Genomic DNA, 18077 nt, shown 5'->3' with positions numbered 1-18077 from the left:
TCGACGGCCAGTCGCTGCGGACGCCTCAGCCCGACCTCGCCGCGTGAGCGCGGCCGAACAGACGAAGCCCCGTCGGCGGTCGCCGGCGGGGCTTTCTCGCGCCTGCGAGCGGTGCGCGGAACGTCTGATCCTGGTGGGGGATCGGACGGGATCGCGGATCTGGCCTGGGTCATTTTTCCAGAGCAGAAGTGGGTCTCTTTTGGCGAGCGGTGAAGCAGCTCCCGGGTGATCGCCTCCTCGAGCGCCTGCAATCCGCGCTCGCGGGCGCCCGCGTCTCCCAGGCCGCCATGGAGGTAGAGCGCTTTGGCGCGGTGCCAGCCGTGCAGTGCTCCGAGCTCAAGCGCGTTGTCGGCCTTGGCGGCTTCCCAGCACGCCTCGAACTTGTCCGCGGCCACGGGGTAGTTCTGGCTGTCGAGTGCCGCCCACCCGAGCACCTCGTCGGCGGAGGTGTCGGTCGTCGACTTCGCCGGCCGCGGCGGAGGCACGCCGTCGGCCCGTTCAGCGAGTTCTGCATCGTAGAGGACGAAATCGCCCTGGAGGAACTGCGTGACTCGGGTGACCACGTCGCCGTCGACCATTTCGGCGACATCCTGGGCGAGATCAATTTCAGCCTGGATGTTCACTGAGATGCCTTCGCGGTTGGCTTCGGTGGATAAGTGCGTGGCGAAGCGCTGATCGGCCAGGAAGTAGAGGCCGTAGTCCTCGGGCGCGCGGTTGCAACGGCCGAGCGCCTGCACAATGCGCTGGTTCAGGCGGCGGCGCATGAACCCCGCGTCGCGCAGATAGCTGGTGATGAACTCCTCCTGCAGGTTGATGGCGCGCGGCAAGGTGGTGATGACGACGATGCGACACTCGTCGTCCTTGAAGTCCATGCCGTCGAAACGGCCGGCGACGAAGAGGTGACCCGACGAGGCACGGCGGAACTGGTCGACCTCGTCGCCGAATGAGGTCAGCAGCCACGTGGGATGTTTGGTCTTGCCCCAAAAAATCGGACACCTGGTTTTATGCGGCTTGACTCACCGCGTTCGCGGCGTAGAAGTTCCGCTCGTACTCGACCGGCGAGCAGTAGCCGATGGTCGAGTGCCTACGTTGGCCATTGTAGAAAACTTCGATCCATTCCGCAATAGACGTCATCGCGTCCTCGTGGGTGAGAAAGATCTTGCGATAGACGTGCTCGCGTTTCAGGGAGGCAAAGAAGGCCTCGGCGACGGCGTTGTCCCAGCAGTTGCCGCGGCGGCTCATGCTGCAAGTGATCCCTGCGTCGTCGAGTGTCTCGCGGACGCGCGTGGCCTTGTACTGGGAGCCCTGATCCGAATGGAAGAGCAAGCCTTGCTGTGAGGGCTCACGGCTCCCGAGCGCGGCGCTGAGAGCATCGAGGACGAGGTCAGCGCGCATATGGTCGGCGCTCGACCAGCCGACGACCCGACGCGAGAACAGGTCGATCACGACGGCGAGGTACACCCAGCCGGCGATGGTCCAGACGTAGGTGATGTCCGAGACCCAGACGCGGTCCGGCTCGTCGATGTCGAAGCGGCGCTCGAGCACGTTGGGCGCGGCCGGGTTTGTCGGCTCGGAGTCGGCATTACGGAATTTCGGCTTCAGGTCGGCGCTGAGCCCCAGTTTGGCCATCTGCCGCGCGACTCGCTTTCGATCCACGGTGAACCCTTGGGCCTCGAGCTCCTCCGTCACCCGAGGGCTGCCGTAGGTGCCGCGGCTTTGGTCGAAAATCTCGGTGATCTGCTGGTTCAACAACTCGTTGTCCTTGGCTCGGTTCGATGGCACTCGGGTTAGCGAGGCGTAGTAGCCGGACCTCGACACCTCGAGGACCCTGCACATCAGCTTGATCGGGAAGTTGGCCCTCTCCGCGTGGATCAGCTCGTAGGCCTCAGCCGCTACGAGCTTTCCTTGGCGAAGTCGGGTAGCGCGAGGGAACCTCCCCCTCACGCCCCCACAGAACCGTACGTGAATCTCTCGACTCATACGGCTCCTATCGTCCAGCCGTCACCGTGGGAAGGAGCCCAGCGATCTCCCAATGGACGAAGAGTCCGGGAGTGCGCTCGGCGATGCGTTGAAGCCAGGCCATCGCCTTCTTTGGTCGCCTCCTGAAGCGCTTGTATTTTCGCATCACCCACTGGCGAAGCGCCACATTCAAGCCCCGCAGCACCGAGACTAGCGCAGACGGTCGAAATCGACCGTAGTAGCGTATCCAGCCCCGCAACACTGGGTTGATGAACGCCGCAAGCTCTTCGAGAGTCATCCTCGTCCTCCTCGGCAACCTCCAACTCCGCCGCATGGTTTGGCGAACGCGACGCGCGGCCTTCCCACTGATCGCGGGGCTAAAGGAGACGAAGATCTGCCCCGTCCTAGCTTTCGCCAAACGAGGCTGGAACGTGAACCCCAAGAAGTCAAAACTCCTGACTTCGCTCCTCGACCACGTTCCCGGCTTGCAGCCGACGATCCGAGTTTTCCCCGGATGTAGCTCCAGTCGACAACGCTCTAGACGCTCTTGTATCCGCTGAAGCATCCACTCCGCCTGACCCTTCGACTGACAGTGCACGAGGATATCATCAGCGTACCGTTCGAACGGCACACCTGGAAAAGTCTCGAGCATCCACTGGTCGAACGCCAAATGGAGGAAGATGTTGGCCAGCAGTGGACTGATGACACCCCCCTGGGGCGTACCCCGATCTCGGGTTACGACCTGACCCTCCTGGTCCTGGAGATCCGCCTTCAACCACCGTTTGATGTACAAGAGCACCCACCGGCAGTCCGTGAACCGCCTAACCGCACGAAGCACGAGCTCGTGGTCCAGGCGATCGAAGAACGACCGAATGTCGAGATCCAAAACCCACCCATGCTTCCAGCATCGACTGCGAGCACTTTCGACAGCATCGTGTGCCGAGCGCCCGGGTCGATAACCGAAAGAGTCGGGATGGAACACAGGTTCCACAAAGGGTTCGAGATACATCTTGACGACGGCTTGAGCGATACGATCCTCGACAGTAGGAATGCCGAGGACCCTCACGCCGCCGTCCCTTTTCGGTATCTCCACCCGCATCACGGGTGGAGGGTGATAGGAGCCCGAGGACATCCTGTTCCAGAGCCGATAGAGATTTCGGCGCAGGTCACGCTCAAAGTCCTCGGTCCCCTGGCCATCGACGCCCGGAGCTCCCCGTTTGGCCCTCACTGTCTTGAAGGCCACCCAGACCATCCTCTTGGGGATGGTAAACGGCTTTGTCTGCGTCATCGGTTCTTCCCGCTTTCGGTTGACCTCTGACCCAGAACAGACGATGCACCCCATTGGCTCTGCATGCTTTCACACGCTTCATCGCTACTACGAGGTGCTCCGCCCCTGTGCCCCGCATCGGTACTTGCACCCTCACGGAGGCTTTCCGCTCGAGTTCTTTCCTTAGCATCGGGACGACAGGTTCCCACGTTCCACACCAACGCCTGATTCGAGCTCACGCCACCTTTATGCCGAGCGCCACCCAGCCAGTAAGCAGGTACCCGCTGGGTTCCTTCCCGGGCTGGCCTTCCCTCCCGGTTTCGACGCCACTGGTAAAGCTCACGACACGTCATCAGCGGTTCACTTGCGTTCGTCTTCTCGAATCGTACCTGCCGCAATGTTCCTTGCGGCTTTTCCTCGACGCTCACCACGACGGCTCTTGACCGACGCAGCTCGAGGTGGTTTGGAGCCTGATCCTGCAACCCGACTCCGAGGGGCCATCCCTCATCACTGGTGTAGTTGGCGATCGCATCACTGATCGCGCTCGTGGCACACGAAGGCCGCGGCTTTTTTTAAGAAATCCCGCTCCATCTGCAGCTCGCGATTTTGCCTGCGCAGCTGCTTGAGCTCCTCCCGCTCCTCGGTCGTCAGTGGGCCGGCATCGCTGGGCCCGCCTTCGTCGACCTTCGCCTGGTTCACCCAGTTCCTGAGCGCGCCCTCAGGAAGGTCGAGATCTCGAGCCACCTGAGAGATCGGCTTGCTTGACCGCTGGCAGATCTTGACGGCCTCGGCCTTCTGTTGCGGTGTAAATGTCCTGCGTTTCTTGCGTGGCACGGTGCTTGTCCTCCAGTTTCCTTCTTCCGGAGGTGTCCATCAAACTGGGGCAGATTTAGTAGGCGCAGGGCCTCGAGAAGCGCTGCGGCCATCCGCTTGGGGATGCCGCCTTCGTCGCTGGTGCGGTTCATGACAATGAGCCGCCGTCCCGATGTCGTTTCGCCGTGCTTCGGATCGACTGAGATCTTCTCGATCGGTCGCGTGCCGAGGCGGCGGGCAAGGTCGCCGGCATCGCCGACGGTAGCACTCATGTAGAGCGCCTGGCTCACGTTGGCGTAGTGGGGATTCGAGACGAGTGGGTAGACGTAGGGCCGCAGCCAAAGCGCGTGGCGGCTCACGTACAGGTTGACATCCCGCAGCTTTGGCCGGAGGCGCTGCCAGCGGAACTTGAGGTCGAGGTCTGCTCCCTTGGGGGTGGTGTAGGAGTCGAGCAGCTCGCGGATGCGGTCGGCGGCGGCGTCCTGGTCGATGAAGGACATGAGCTCCGCGGTGGAGCTAGGTGGCGCGTCGTCAGAGAGCGCATCGCGCAACACGCCATAGTCGGGGAACCGTACCTGCAGCTCCTCCACTAGCGACGTGAACAGCCTCTCGTGCTTGAACTTGGTGATCTCGACCGAGTAGAGAGAGTGGAGGCAGTGCTCGGCGAGGTGCGCGTCGTCCATGACGAGCAGGTCGGCGGGATCGATGACCGGGCTCTGGTTGAAGTACACCCAGTAGTTCATGATTCCAATGGCCTGTGCACGCTGGTACGCGCGCCGGTCCTTCGCGGGCAGGTCCTGGCCGCGCCCTTCCATATGGGCGAAGGAGATACCCAGCTCGCGGGCCTCGTTCGCCATTTGGCGCGCCAGGGTTTTGTTGGCCGAGAGCACCGCGACCTTCTTGCCCTCCTCTAGCCACGCGCCGGCGATGAGGAGTGCGATCGGCGTCTTGCCGGCGCCGGTCGGCAGCTCGACGGCCACGTCCTTCTTGTCGGCGAAGTTTGCCGAGTAGTCCTTCAGCACCGCTGCCTGGTGCAGAAAAAGCTTCCTGAACTTCGCCGAACTCAGGCGCGCGAGATATTGCTCGTAGTCTCGTTGAATCGTCATGTGTTGTTCCGGGTCGAGCTTGCCAGTGTGCGGGCGCCACGGCCAAGGAGGCCGTGTGGGCTGGTACTTCGAGTCGGCCGCCGAATTCTACTCCACGCTATCCACTCCCCCAACCGACCCTGCAGCCCAGGAGCGGCGCGGCAGTGATCGCATTGACTTTTGCCCATCAGTGCGCGTCGACGTCGGTGGCTGCCGGGTACTCATCATCGTGGGCCGAGGGTGCTCGCTCAACCGATCAAGCGGCCCTTGCTACATCGCCGATCGCTGTAGGGAGTCGTAGGCGTTGTTCGTGAAGCGTTGACGGCGGCCCTGGGCCCGGACCGGAGCGTTCGATGGACTTGTGGCGGGACTTACCGAACTCGGGACGGCGCTAGCGACGGCCGCGAGTGGTTGATCGACTGGCGCCGGACTACCTCGACCAGCTCTCGCTCACTCGCGCGCAACTGCTTCGCCTGGCCCTGGGACGGCTCGCTGGCCTCGCGTCAAGGCTTGGAGACCGCCGCTACGATCCGCGCGGGCCGGTCGATCGCACTCGCGATGATCAGCGCTGGTGGTCGAGCGAGTCGCGGACATGCTCGTCCGCGGGCTTCGGCAGAGCTGAGGCAATACCAGCTCGCCGTCTCGACGTTGGCCATTGCAGTTCGGCACCTACGTGCACGCGCACCAAGCGGTCTATGCTCGGCCGGTTGATCCAAAGGACAGCCATCGTCACCGCCCCAGGCACAGGCGATGTCGGGACCTGAACGCGGCCCGCGGCCCGGTGTCCGTCGTCAGCCGAGCCAGACGACGAAGCTCTGCAGCTGCACGACGCCGCCCGCCCGCTTGTCGTCGTCACTGGGCTCGTCGAGCGCCGGTCCAGCCTCGATCATGCGAGCCGGCAGCTGGGCCACCACCTCCCAAGCGCGCTGCCCCTCGGCGAAGCCGCGCAGCAACGCCCGCGCTGCGTGGACGGCTATGTTGAGATACACCGACCACAGCGGCGCGATCACGGCGCGCGCCCCGGCGGCCAGCAGGGCGCCAGCGACTCCGTCGGGTGCATGCAGCTCACCGCCGATGCGACCCGACGAGCACGCGAGCAGCACCACTGTCGCGCCCGCGAACGCGTCGTGATGCGCGGCGAGGTGCTTGCCGGTTAGCAGTGCTCCGTTGCCATCTGCGTCGACGCAGCCGAGCGCGGCCTGTTCCTCCGATCCAGCCCCGCCATGGGCGAGCACGACGACGAGGTCGTGGTTGGGCGCCTCGGCCAAGAGATCCTCGGGGCTCGCGGGGGTGTTGCGGATCGGCCTAAGTTGACGCAGACCGTTGCCAAACACGTCGGCCGCGCTAACCAGCGCCCGCGCGGGCCCGGTGTGCTTGGCCTCGTCGAGCATGATTTTGACCTTGTCCTCGAGCATACCGGCCATGCGCTCGCCGGTCGGCATCGCGGCGGCGATCAGTGACGAGCGAGGCCGGGGCTTGAGCCGGCGATGGCGAGGCAGAGCGAGCGAGTGCACGCACGCGACGGGTACGCCGGCCCACACGCTCGAAGGTGTAGCCAGGCGCAAGATCGGCCCCGGGCACCAGAGCACGGTCTTCGGCGCGCGGCCGAGGTACTCGATGACGGGCGTGGCGATCGACTCTCGCGCCCACTTCACAACCAACTCATGGACTCTCAGAGCCGCTGGATCGCCGCTGATGGCGTTCTTCAAGAGAGCGATCAGCTCGGCTTCGCCCCCCGGAGGCGTGCGCGACGGCAGGACCAAGACCCGCGTCTGTTGGCCGCCGCGATCATCGAAGTACAGCACCGCGGCAATGGACGTGTCTCGCTCGAGCAGGACCGCGATCGCCACCGCCTCAGGCTCGGCCTCGAGCCACGCCCAGGTCTCGTCGAGCACGGGCTCTCCGGTCAGGTAGTTGGGTTCCTGGCCATGGATCTCCTCGAGTTGTTTGGCGAGCGCGCGGTGGTCCCGGCGATCGAGTGTCGCTTGCCAGGTCGACCACCAAGCCACCGTGGCGGTCTCGGGCCGCTGGATCCGCGCGAGCGTGGGCCGGCGGGCGCTGGCTTGGGCACGCAACAACCATCGAATGACCAGTGCGGTGGCGTCGCCATGGATCGCGCGAACCTCACCGCCGACACCGACGATCCCATCCTCGAGGGCGAGCGCAGCGAGGCGCACAGCGATCGATCGGCAGAACTTCGCCTCCCAATCGCGCAGCTCGTCGCGAAACAGCAAGTAGGGCGCAGCGCGCCGCAGCGCGTCCCAACTGCGCTTGGCGATCTCGGTGGCGTCGCGGAGGGTTCGGACGTCGAAAGCCAAGCGACCGAGCATGATCGCCGCGTCGACGAGCTCTTCGCCCGGGCCGAGTTGCGTGGCGGCCGTCAGCGCGCGCTCGAGCCAAGACCGCGCCTGGAGGATGGCCACGGTGGCCTCCCAGGGCAGCAGCTCTGGTGTCAGGCCTTGCTCGGACTTCAGGGCTTGGACCAGCATCAGACCGGCCTCGTAGCAAGTCTCCCAGGCATGGCGGGCCGAGACCGGCTCGCGCACCTTGGCCGCTTCGTCGAACAACACCAGCGCGCGCAGGAGATGGACCGAGTCGACCTGGGGCATGCGGCGCAGGCGAATGGCGAGGTTGTGTTGAGCGATCGCGCGATCGTAAGCGCTCAGTGATGGATCGGTGAGCTTCGCTTCCAAGAGCTCGGCCTCGGCCTCCGGGCCGTGGAGGACTCGCGCGAGCGACCCTTCGCAAATGCCGCGGAGGTGGTCCAGATTCGCCGTCGACGGCGCCGCGCGGCGGTCAACTGCGTCGAAGCGCGCCATCGCCTGCTCGAGCAAGCCGCGTTGCTCGACCCCACCGACGACGTCCGCGAGCTGGGTCAGATGCCAGGCGATCGAGATCTCGATCTCGGCGATCCGTATCGGCATTCGGGCGAGGGTCCGGGCGCGCTCGAGTTTCTCGATGCCTTCTCGCAGTCGCGTCTTGCGATCGCCAACGGCCATCTCGAGCTCAGCGTCGACCTGGTGGTTGAGCGACGCGGCCGCGGTGTCACCATCGCCGGCCGCGAGGGCGCGGGCATGGAGCCGAGCGTAGATGTCTCGGGCCCGACGCAGGTGCTCGTTGCGATCGCCGGTGCGGGCGTAGCGGTAGCCTCGGGCGAGGAGGACAACCGCGTCGGAGAAGGCGTGGTCGAGACCGCCGCCAGCCTCGACGGCTTCGGCCGCAATCTCACGGGAGAGATCGATGTCGGACATCGGCTGGGCGTTGCTCTGATCGTGAGTCTGCCAGGCCTCGGCCAGCTGGGATCCAAGCAGGACTCGCGTCGGTGTGTTCGCGTGGCGAAGAACTCGCCGGGCTTCGGCTGTGGCCTGGCGTGCCTCGGACTCGTCACCCTGGCCAAGTCGGACAAGCTGAGCGAGGACGAGGACCTGAGCAACCAAGCGCCCGGTGGCCCCCTGCGCAGCCGTCTCGCCCCGCAACCGCGCGAGCTCGGCTCGCAGCCGCTCGGGGTGGTTGCGGATGGAGTTGGCCTCGAGCTGCGCGCGCAATTGCTCGACGGGCAGGTGTTGGAGCATCTGCGCTGGCATTTGCGCGATGCTCTGTTCGACATCCATCATCCGGTGCTGAACCTCGACAATGATGCGGCCGTCGGGATCGCTCATCATGTGCTTGAAGTAATCCACAATTTCAGGGTCGGCGGATTGCCCAACTCCGCCCCGAGCCTGCTCGATAACCGGTCGATGGCCAGCATGGCGACGCTCGATCTCGTTCAAGAGATCATCTGTGCCATGGTCCTTCGGCGCGTATCGCCGCAACTCCGCGATGCGTCGGCACAGCTGGGGAACGATCGCATCCGCGAGCTCTGGACCCGCTCGCACAGCGTCGGTCATGTGCTGGACCGCTCGACGCAGTCGAGTCTCGTCGTCGAAGTCCGGGTGGCAGGCGGCGATTTGCTCGGCCGAGAGCAGGCTCTCGGCCCGCAGTCGGTCCGTGCGCGCGTCGATCGACCGAGCGATGAGTTGGTAGGCTTCGCGCAGATCGTCGTCGTCGCCGCGTTCGTACAGACAATCGCCCCAGACCTTCCACAGCTTGGCGAGGGCCTTCGGTCGCTCCACACCCAGGGCCGACGCGGCTCGATAGTGAACGAGGGCCTGCTCGAGATCGGGCTTGGCGCCCCAGCGTGCCGCGTTGCCGATGCCAACCCGTGCGTGGAAGATCATCAGCACATCGCCTACCTGCTCGGCGGCCGTGAGGGCTTCGCACCAAGCCGCGCGGGCGGCCTCGGTCTCCTGCTCACAATCGTTGCTGCGGAGCTCACGAACATACTCGGACGCCTGGCGAGCGCGGTTGAACAGCAAGCGCAGGTTCTCGCTCGCGGAGGTCGACGTGGTGGCCGTCTCGTTTGTCGGCGGCGCCTCACCGCGAGCCCGGGCGAGGGTCGCGGCGACACCGTGGAGCCAGGCGCGATCGCTGCGCGTGCACGCGTCGTTGACGGCCGCGCTCAATTCGGGCCAGGCGTTTGTGTCCGCGTAGATGGGCGTCTCGATCGCCTCGCTGATGCTTGTCTCGACCGCGGTGACCCAGTCCCCCGATGCGGCCTCCCACGCGGGGATGAGCGCGACGAGGAGGTGATCGGCGACATCGCGCCGGGCTTCGACGACATGTGGAAGCAACTCGTGGCCGATGCGCAGCTCCTCGGGCGCGACGCTGCGCTCGCTGCCGAGGGTCAGATCGATCATCCATTGGGGTGCGCGGTCGAAGTTGCCCTCGGGCCAATCGCCGGGGTCGCTCTGGACGCCGCGCTGGCGCTCCACGACCCATCGGCATCGCGCACGGACGAGTTCGCTTCGGACCGTGGCGAGGGGAGCCGCGAGCTCGGCGAGCTGATCCGCCGCGCGGAGGACTCGCGGAGGACACAGCGGGCCGGTCGCGGTCGCGGCGAAGGCTGCCCGCTCGCGAGCCTTGGCCAGCATGGCAAGCTCGACCTCCGAGATGGGCTGTGCGAGCTCTTCGGCGAGCTCCGCGAGGGCGGCCGTTGGCTGCGTCGAGCCCAGCACAATGAGCTCGCTCAGGATGTCGACGATCAACCCGTTCCCGACGCCACGCAGCTCCGGGGCGGCCCGGCGTGCATGGGCGAGCGCGCGCGCCATCAACTCCAGGTCGCGCCCGGCCTGGGCCAGATCGGCCTGAACGGCGGCGAGGTTGTGCCGCCACGCTGCGTCACCATAGCGATCGAGCAGGAGCTCGAATTCTTCGCTGTGGCGGCGCCGCTCGGGCCCGTTGGGGAGCAGGGGCAGGAGCACGTTCAGACAGGAAGCACGGACGAACTCCGTCGCGCGCTCGCATGCCGCAGTGAGCCGCGCGACCGCCTCGTCCACGCGCCCCGTCTGCGCAAGCAAGAACCCGCTGACATGCGGGGCATCCTCGCTAGTCCAGTCGATCACGCGCGAGAGCGTGGCTGCGTTCAATCGACCATGGTGATCCCACGCCAGCGCCTCCAGGGCACGGGCCACTCGCCGATGATCCGCCTCGGCAATGGCCGCGAGCACCAGCTCGTCGAGGGGGTCGCTCGCCAGGCCATGGCGAAGTTGCAAGTGTGCAAGCACGACGCGCAGCTCCAACTGTTCGGGACCAGGAGGCAGCTGTGCGGCGCCGCGACGCAGGTGGTCACACGCGGCGACTGGTGACGGAGCCAGCTGACTCTCGAGCACGATCAGCTGCTGACGCTGGGCGCGCCCGAGCCGACCGCGGCGCTCGTCGAGCCAAGCGTGGGCGTCGCGGGCGAAGGCAGCGTCTCGCAGGTCGAGCCCCAGGCGCAGCTGGCATAGTCGCGCTTGGGCTTCGAGATCAGAGTCGCCACGCACATGTTCGAAGGTCGAGCGACAGCTCCGGGCTAACTCCTGGCTCGCTAATCCCATGTCGAGAGCAGCGCGGAGCTCCACGAGTTGCAGGGCGCCGATGAGCAGCGGGTCGGCTGAGGCTGACAGCTCGGACAAGGCTGTTTGCGCGGCCGATCGGGCCTCCGCGAGGCTGCCGTCGTCGAGCAATCGTTGGGGAAGTTCGAGAGGGTCCGGGCCGGTGTCTGCCATGCGGACGCTCTGGCTTAGCGCCTCTGCGTCGGTGTGCAAGCTAGCCACGCAGATCTGCTACATCGTCCATGCAGTCAGCCGCTACGAGGCGCTCGATCGCGGTGTCGACGCTCTCGGAAGAGTCAAAGCTGGCGGTCGTCGCCTCACGAGCGGTACCATGCCGGCGCCGCAATGACCCCCAACAAGCTCAGCATCCTCGAGCATCTCGGCCGCAAGCGGTTGCTCCGCCTGCGGGACCACTTCGAGATCGACCTGCCGCCGTCAGCAGAATCGAGCGCGCTCATCGACGCCCTGACCTCGGTCGAGTCGATTTCCTTAGCGAACATCGTCGGCCGCCTCAACAGCAGAGAGCTCGCCAAGCTGTGCGAACTCCATGAGCTCCCCGGCGCGGCAAACAAGGGCCAGGATGCCGCGACCTTGTTGGACGCCCACCGCGAGCACCCCACGCCGACTGAGCAGCCCGTGCAGCCCAAAGCCCCAGCACCCACCGTAGCTCGCCCCGTCGGCCACCGCTGGCGCGACGCCGACCCCCTCGAGCCCGGACAGATCGTCCGCGTCCGCTCGCGCCAGTACCTCGTCGAGGATCTCACGGCGCCCAAGCAACACGGCGACGCGACCCTGGTCCGCCTGTCCTGCCTCGAGGATGACGCCCTCGGCGAGCCCCTCGAGGTCCTGTGGGAGTGTGAGATCGACGCCCGCATCCTCGGCAAGAGCAGCTGGGAGGCCGTCGCCGAGCGCGGATTCGACCGCCCCGAGCTGTTCTCTGCGTACCTCCACACCTTGCGCTGGAACTGCGTCACCTCGACAGACCCCAAGCTCTTCCAGGCCCCCTACCGCGCGGGCATTCAGGTCAAGGACTACCAGCTCGAGCCCCTGCGCAAGGCTCTGCTGATGCCGCGCGTCCACCTGTTCGTCGCGGACGACGTGGGCCTCGGCAAGACGATCGAGGCCGGCCTGATTCTCCGCGAGATGCTCATGCGCCAGCGCGTGCGCCGGGTGATCGTTGCCTGCCCCCCCTCTGTCGTGCAGCAGTGGCGCGACGAGATGGAGCAGCGCTTTGGCCTGACCTTCATCATCGTCGACCGGGCCTGGTTCGCCGAGATCCGCCGCGAGCGAGGCTGGGGCGCCAATCTGTGGAAGACCCACAGCCGCTTCATCATTTCCCACGCGCTCTTGCGCGACGCGACCTACGCCGGCCCCCTGCGCGATCACCTGGGCACCTTCTCGCCGAGCTCGATGTTGATCCTCGACGAGGCCCACAACGCCGCCCCCGCCAGCGGGGCCCGCTACGCCATCGACTCCAACCTGACCCGGACGGTCCGCGATCTGGCCCCCCGCTTCGAGCACAAGCTGTTCTTGTCGGCCACGCCGCACAACGGCCACTCGAACAGCTTCGCCGCGCTGCTGGAGATCCTCGACCCCCAGCGCTTTTGCCGGGGTGTCCCCGTACACCCGGATCAGCTCGCCGACGTCATGGTCCGCCGGCTCAAGGCCGACGTCCGCGAGCTCGTTCCCGGCGAGTTCGCCGAGCGCATCATCGAGCCGATCATCATCGAGGGCCTGCCCGATGACGCCCCAGAGCTCGAGCTCTCGCGCCGGCTCCAGCGCCTCCGCGAGCTTCGAAGCGAGCGCCTGGCAAACACCAACGAGAGCCGCCGAAGCGCCGCGATGCTGGTCCTGACCAGCCTGCAAAAGCGCCTGCTCTCGTCGATCGAGGCCTTCTATCGCACCCTCGATGTCCATCGCCGCGCGATCGAACGCCGCGCCAAGAAGGCCGCCAAGACTACAAAGAACAGTCCGCCCGGCGACCTGTCGTTGTTGCGAGACGGCGTCGGCAGCGACGACGAGCGTGCAGAGCTGTCCGAGGACGCGGTCTGCGTCGAAGAGCAGGCCCAGCTCGAGACCGCCAGCGCCCACGCCAACCCCGAGGGCCCCAGCGAAGACGAGGGAGCGCTCTTGTCCGGCATGCTCGAGATCGCAGCCGCCCACCGCTACAGCCCGGCCCCCCGCTTCGAGCGACTCGTAGCGTGGATCCGCGAGCACCAGTGTCCCGAGTTCGGCGTTGCGGTTCATGAGGGCGGCGCGGTAGTCGTAGTAGGTCTGGCCGGTTTGCTTGAGCGGTTGGCTGGGTTGCCAGTCTTTGGGGAAAGGAAACGTTTGGAGATCATCAAGCTCTGCGAACTCCACGCCGCCATGGATCACGCCGTCCTCGAAGCCTACGGCTGGCACGACCTCGCCGAGCGAGCCACCTGCGAGTTCCAACTCGAGTATGAGGAGGACGACGAGGACGACGGTGGCCACAAGCGCAAGAAAAAGAAGCCCTGGCGCTACAAGTGGCCGCAGGAGTTCCACGACGAGGTCCTCGCCCGCCTGCTCGAGCTCAACCAGACCTACGCCGAAGAGGAGCGCCTCGCGGGCGAGGGCCCATCGAGCAAGAAGGCCAAACCGAAGAAGAAGCGGGACAAGAAGAAGCCCGCGAAGAAGAAGTCGAGCAAGAAGAAAGCCTCCGAGCCTGAGCAGGTCCGCATGACCAAGCACAACAGCTTACGTGCGCGACTTTGACCCGACACCGATTACACGACCTGAGCCATGCCCTTCCAGCAGCCCATCACAATCCATCGCGCTCTCCAGCGCATCGAGAAGAACGAGTTTGTCCTACCCGCAATTCAGCGCGAGTTCGTCTGGGAGACGGAACAGATCGGTCGCCTGTTCGACAGCCTGATGCGCGGCTACCCCTTCGGCTCGTTCCTGTTCTGGCGGGTAGAGAAAGAGAGCACGCAGGAGTACGCTTTCTACCAATTCGTCACGAACTACCACAAACGGGACGCCCCACACTGCCCGCCCATCTCACTGTCGGGAAGCGACGCCGTCACGGCGGTACTCGATGGGCAGCAGCGCTTGACCGCCCTCAACATCGGGCTCCGTGGAAGCCACGCGGAGAAGCTACCCCGCAAGCGATGGTCAAATCCCCACGCGTTTCCCAAAAAGCAGCTCTACCTCGACATCCTCTCGGAGTCACATGACGACGAACTGGACATGAAGTATGAGTTCGAGTTTCTCACGGACAAGCGCGCAAAAGCGGAGAGCGCCGAGGCCAGGCGCCACTGGTTTCCGGTCAGTAAGATCCGCACGATGGACGCTGGCCCGGACCTGCACGCCTACCTGGTCGACCATGGGCTCATCGGGACCAAGGCGCCGTTCAAGACCCTGCATCGCCTACACGCGGTCATCCACACCGATGGACTGATCACCTACTTCGAAGAAGAGGAGCAGAACCTCGACAAGGTGCTCAACATCTTCATCCGCGTCAACAGTGGCGGGACAATTTTGTCCTACGCCGACCTCCTGCTCAGCGTCGCAACTGCCCAGTGGAAAGAGCGGGACGCCCGCGAAGAGATCCACAGCCTCGTCGATGATCTCAACAAGACAGGACTGGGCTTTCGTTTTCCCAAAGATCTGGTGTTGAAGGCGGCCCTGATGCTCACGGATATCCCGGAGGTCCAGTTCAAGGTCACCAACTTCACCGCCGACAACATGGCCAAGATCGAGAGGCGCTGGGACGAGATTGAACGCGCGCTACAGATCGCCGCGAGCCTACTCGCCAGTTTTGGCTTCTCGGACCAGAACTTGACAGCCAACAACGTCATCTTGCCCGTCAGCTACTACGTGATGGCGCGCGGGCTCGGCGAGTCCTTCTTGACAGGCAGGAGTTCGAGCGAGGATCGTGAGCGGATTCGACTGTGGGTTGTACGGACCCTCGTCAAGCGCGGGGTCTGGGGCAGCGGTCTCGATACCTTGCTCAAGGCCATCCGCGGCGCGATGCGCCGGGCGATCGACGGCGGCGCGACACAGTTCCCCACTGAAGCGATTGAGGCAGCCATGCGTGAGCGAGGCAAGCACCTGCGTTTCGACGAAGAGGAGCTCGATGCGCTGCTCGAGACTCGCTATCAAGATCGCGGTACGTTCGCGTTGCTCTCGTTGCTCTACCCTGGCGCGGACTTGCGCGCCGAGCTCCATATTGACCACGTCTTCCCCCGCAGCTTGCTCCGGGTCGCGCGGCTCAAGAAGGCCGAGGTCGAGGAGGCTCATCATGGCGAAATCTCCGGGCTCAAGGATATGCTGCCCAACTTGCAGTTGATGGATGGGAGCTTGAACGTCCAGAAGTCGGACAAACTGCCAAAGACGTGGCTGGCGTCCGTCCATCACACGGATACGGACCAGGGTTACTACCTGGCCAAGCACGACCTGGGAACGCTGCCGGCCGACGCCACGGAGTTTCTCGACTTCTTCTCGGCACGGCGGGAGCGAATGAAGGAGAAGCTGCGTGCCAAGCTCGGGGTCTAGCGTGAGCAAGCCCGAGTCAACGCAAGTCCTGGGTATCGATCCGCGCCGAGCAAAGTGACCTGGATCTGTAATGAGCGATCAACGAAAATGGCGAACGATCTATGGGCCGCAAGACCGGGGGAAGACCAGTCGCGTCGAGGACGATCTCGTGCCGCAGCAAGCGACGCTGCCGAACATCACCGCCGTAATCCAGCACCATGAGCTCCCGATCGAGCAGCTGTGTACCAAGCTGATTAGCAATAAGGGTAAGCCAGTCGCGCCCCGCATTGTTGGCTACTACCGCAGCAACGCGCGCTTGATGGGGTTCCTCGACCGACACCACATTCCAACCCCAAGCGGCAGGGCGTTGCTGCGGTTGACCGAAGATCAACAAGTTCAGCGCATGGCCTACGCGTTCGAGGCATCTGAGGTGGGGCGGGCATGGCTCACGTTTCAGGGCTGCAACCGACTCGAGCAGCTCGCCAAACAGGCCGACACGGCGAGCGTAACGGCCTTTGTTCAGCATTACTTGCACACACACGGCAAGCCCGACAAGGAGAATGATACCACGAAGCGTCGGGTCAAGACGCTGCGCAGCTGGCTGAAGAAATTCGTTGCCGCTCGTCTACAGGTTCCACTCCCGGAATTCGAGCTTCGCCCTGCCCTCGCCGAAGTCGAACTCCCCGACAACTCCATGGTGCTGTTCGACGCGGGGGTGAGCGGACGTGCTCTCGAGCACCTCGCCCAGGGCAGCCGCCGCGTGGAGATCGCGTCGGCGTACTTCAGCCTCAGTGGCTACAGCCGCGTTGCTGGCCAACTCGACGCGGCAGACATGTACCTGCTGATCGGCAACGATGAGCGCTCAGGCAACGATGTCAGATTCCTGCTCCAGCAGTTCGCAGCGAGCCTCGAGCTGCGCTACGCGGAGCAGCAGCTCACGCTGGACAGCCACCGCACGATGATCCGCCAGCTCCACGACCAGCTGGTGCGCGGCCGGGTTCGCGTTCGGCGCTTCGAGGCAAAGAGGCGCGGTGGGCTCCACGCCAAGGTCTACATCTTCGACCGCAAACGTGCGCATGTGGGCTCCGCCAACATGTCCACCAACGGGCTCGCCAAAAACGTCGAGTGCGGGCGGGTGATCCTCGACGTCGATGAGGTCGCCTATCTCGTCGATCGCTTCAAGTACTACTTCGAGCTTGGTTTGCCCTTCAGTGAGCCGCTGCTGCGGGAGATTGAGCTGTCCTGGGCGCTGTGGGAGCCGACGAACCCCGAGCTCGTGCTGCTCAAGATCCTCGACCTCCTGTTCGGACAGATCCAGCCGGTCGAGAGTCGCCGCTATCAACTCGCGCAGTTCCAGCAGGCGATCGTCGCCACGGTCCTGCGCCGGCTCGAGAGCCAAGATCGGGTCTTGCTGATCGCGCCAACGGGGACCGGCAAGACCGTAATGGGGGCCTACGTGGCCGCGGCGCTGCGCAACAACGAAGTCATCGATCGTGTTGTTTTGGTCTGTAAGAACCAGTCGATGCGCGACATGTGGATCGACGCGCTGCGCAGCTTTCGACTCCCCAGCGACGTGGTCCGCACCTACGACCTCGAGCGCACGCCGCGAGGGGTCTCGAGTAACGAGAAGCTCGCCGAGCTCTTCACCGAGCTTGGGCCCACGGACTTGGTCATCGTCGATGAGTGCCACCACTACCGGCGCGAGACGGCCCAACGTCAAACCTCACTTCGCGAGCTATTGATGGGCCCGTCCGGAACCTCGGGGCCCCCGAAGGCGCTGTTGATGACAGCCACTCCGATCAGCACCGGCGTCGAGAATCTTCAGACGCTGTTGGACATGGCCACGCCCGGCGCACCCGCGATCGAGGAGGTGTCGGAGGTCGCGCGACATCGCGGCGCCGTCAACGTCTCTTTGGGTCAGGTGCTGCGCGACTTCGGGGTGAAGAAGGGGAGCTACATCGGGCTGAACCTGCAAGACGAGCTGCGCTTTTTCCCCAAGCTCGACCTGCGGACGGTTCGGTATCGATCAGACATGGATGCGATCTACGACGCCCTCGAAGATATGGACTTCACCGTCGAAGATCAGTGGGGCGCGAGCTCCATGCTGGACGATGACGATGACGAAGCGGGCAGCGTCGAGGGACGGCATGGATTCATCCGAGCGCTCATTGCCCGCCGTGCCGAGAGCAGCGGAGCCGCGCTCGACGTAACCCTGGATCGGCTAGCCAAGAGCGTCGCGCAAGGCCGGATTCATCCTATCGATCCTGCGCGCTTCAAGAATCAGCTGGATCAGCTGTTCGTGTTGGCGACGAAGGTCAAGGGCGACCGCAAGCTGAAGGCTTTGCTCGAGATACTGCGCAAGCTCGAACCCGGCACCAAGGTCATCGTGTTCACCGAGTATCGGGCGACCGCTGACTACTGGTCTTGCCCCAAAAATTCGGACACCTGGTTTTATGCGGCTTGACTCACCGCGTTCGCGGCGTAGAAGTTCCGCTCGTACTCGACCGGCGAGCAGTAGCCGATGGTCGAGTGCCTACGTTGGCC

At 64.8% G+C, this 18077-nt stretch carries 8 protein-coding genes and 3 pseudogenes; 4 read left to right on the top strand and 7 right to left on the bottom strand.

What is annotated here, in order from left to right; translation table 11 throughout:
• The 6 genes and pseudogenes from ENSA7_RS03715 to ENSA7_RS03685 all read right to left on the bottom strand — a co-directional run.
• The coding region (locus ENSA7_RS03715) for a helicase C-terminal domain-containing protein (RefSeq protein WP_244923703.1) at positions 1-953 on the bottom strand (953 nt) is incomplete at its 3' end.
• A 49-nt stretch (positions 954-1002) separates the two neighbouring features.
• Complete coding sequence (locus ENSA7_RS03710) at positions 1003-1980, bottom strand: IS3 family transposase (RefSeq protein ID WP_106087809.1); 978 nt, start codon at positions 1978-1980, stop codon at positions 1003-1005.
• Positions 1981-1987: 7 nt separating this feature from the next.
• The gene (gene ltrA / locus ENSA7_RS03705; protein WP_106087808.1) at positions 1988-3247 is read right to left on the bottom strand and encodes a group II intron reverse transcriptase/maturase; all 1260 of its coding nucleotides are present in this window, start codon (positions 3245-3247) and stop codon (positions 1988-1990) included.
• A 534-nt stretch (positions 3248-3781) separates the two neighbouring features.
• Positions 3782-4060, bottom strand: a pseudogene (locus tag ENSA7_RS43125) (transposase); the annotation flags it as partial.
• Between the two features lie 650 nt (positions 4061-4710).
• A pseudogene (locus ENSA7_RS46300) lies at positions 4711-5145 on the bottom strand (DEAD/DEAH box helicase family protein); the annotation flags it as partial.
• Positions 5146-5915: 770 nt separating this feature from the next.
• A complete protein-coding gene (locus tag ENSA7_RS03685; protein WP_146157291.1) occupies positions 5916-10565 on the bottom strand; it encodes a CHAT domain-containing protein in 4650 nt (1549 codons plus the stop codon).
• A gap of 30 nt (positions 10566-10595) precedes the next feature.
• Here ENSA7_RS03685 and ENSA7_RS42010 point away from each other — a divergent pair, with 30 nt between their 5' ends.
• The gene (locus tag ENSA7_RS42010) at positions 10596-10808 is read left to right on the top strand and encodes a hypothetical protein (RefSeq protein WP_146157290.1); all 213 of its coding nucleotides are present in this window, start codon (positions 10596-10598) and stop codon (positions 10806-10808) included.
• Positions 10809-10834: 26 nt separating this feature from the next.
• Here the strand turns inward: ENSA7_RS42010 and ENSA7_RS43120 are convergent, their stop codons facing one another.
• Entirely contained in the window at positions 10835-10987 is a 153-nt protein-coding gene (locus ENSA7_RS43120; protein ID WP_181233073.1) for a hypothetical protein, read from the bottom strand.
• A gap of 685 nt (positions 10988-11672) precedes the next feature.
• Here ENSA7_RS43120 and drmD point away from each other — a divergent pair.
• The 3 genes and pseudogenes from drmD to ENSA7_RS03670 form a co-directional block, all read left to right on the top strand.
• A pseudogene (gene drmD, locus ENSA7_RS03680) lies at positions 11673-13271 on the top strand (DISARM system SNF2-like helicase DrmD); the annotation flags it as partial.
• A gap of 528 nt (positions 13272-13799) precedes the next feature.
• Positions 13800-15554 carry a DUF262 domain-containing protein gene (locus tag ENSA7_RS03675; protein ID WP_106087803.1) on the top strand — a complete coding sequence of 585 codons (1755 nt, stop codon included), beginning with the start codon at positions 13800-13802 and terminating at the stop codon, positions 15552-15554.
• A 70-nt stretch (positions 15555-15624) separates the two neighbouring features.
• Entirely contained in the window at positions 15625-17997 is a 2373-nt protein-coding gene (locus ENSA7_RS03670; RefSeq protein WP_106087802.1) for a DEAD/DEAH box helicase family protein, read from the top strand.
• Positions 17998-18077 lie beyond the last annotated feature (80 nt).

It is taken from the genome of Enhygromyxa salina (genome assembly GCF_002994635.1).
GTDB classification, from domain to species: Bacteria; Myxococcota_A; Polyangia; order Nannocystales; family Nannocystaceae; genus Plesiocystis; species Plesiocystis salina_B.
Note: the sequence above shows the minus strand (reverse complement) of the source record. Positions and strands in the feature narration are given on the sequence as shown.

Coding starts and splice junctions, on each gene's coding strand:
- ENSA7_RS03710 (WP_106087809.1), bottom strand. CDS start 1,980: ATGAGTCGAGAGATTCACGTACGGTTCTGTGGGGGCGTGAGGGGGAGG.
- ltrA (WP_106087808.1), bottom strand. CDS start 3,247: ATGACGCAGACAAAGCCGTTTACCATCCCCAAGAGGATGGTCTGGGTG.
- ENSA7_RS42010 (WP_146157290.1), top strand. CDS start 10,596: ATGGTGATCCCACGCCAGCGCCTCCAGGGCACGGGCCACTCGCCGATG.
- ENSA7_RS43120 (WP_181233073.1), bottom strand. CDS start 10,987: ATGTGCGTGGCGACTCTGATCTCGAAGCCCAAGCGCGACTATGCCAGC.
- ENSA7_RS03675 (WP_106087803.1), top strand. CDS start 13,800: ATGCCCTTCCAGCAGCCCATCACAATCCATCGCGCTCTCCAGCGCATC.
- ENSA7_RS03670 (WP_106087802.1), top strand. CDS start 15,625: ATGAGCGATCAACGAAAATGGCGAACGATCTATGGGCCGCAAGACCGG.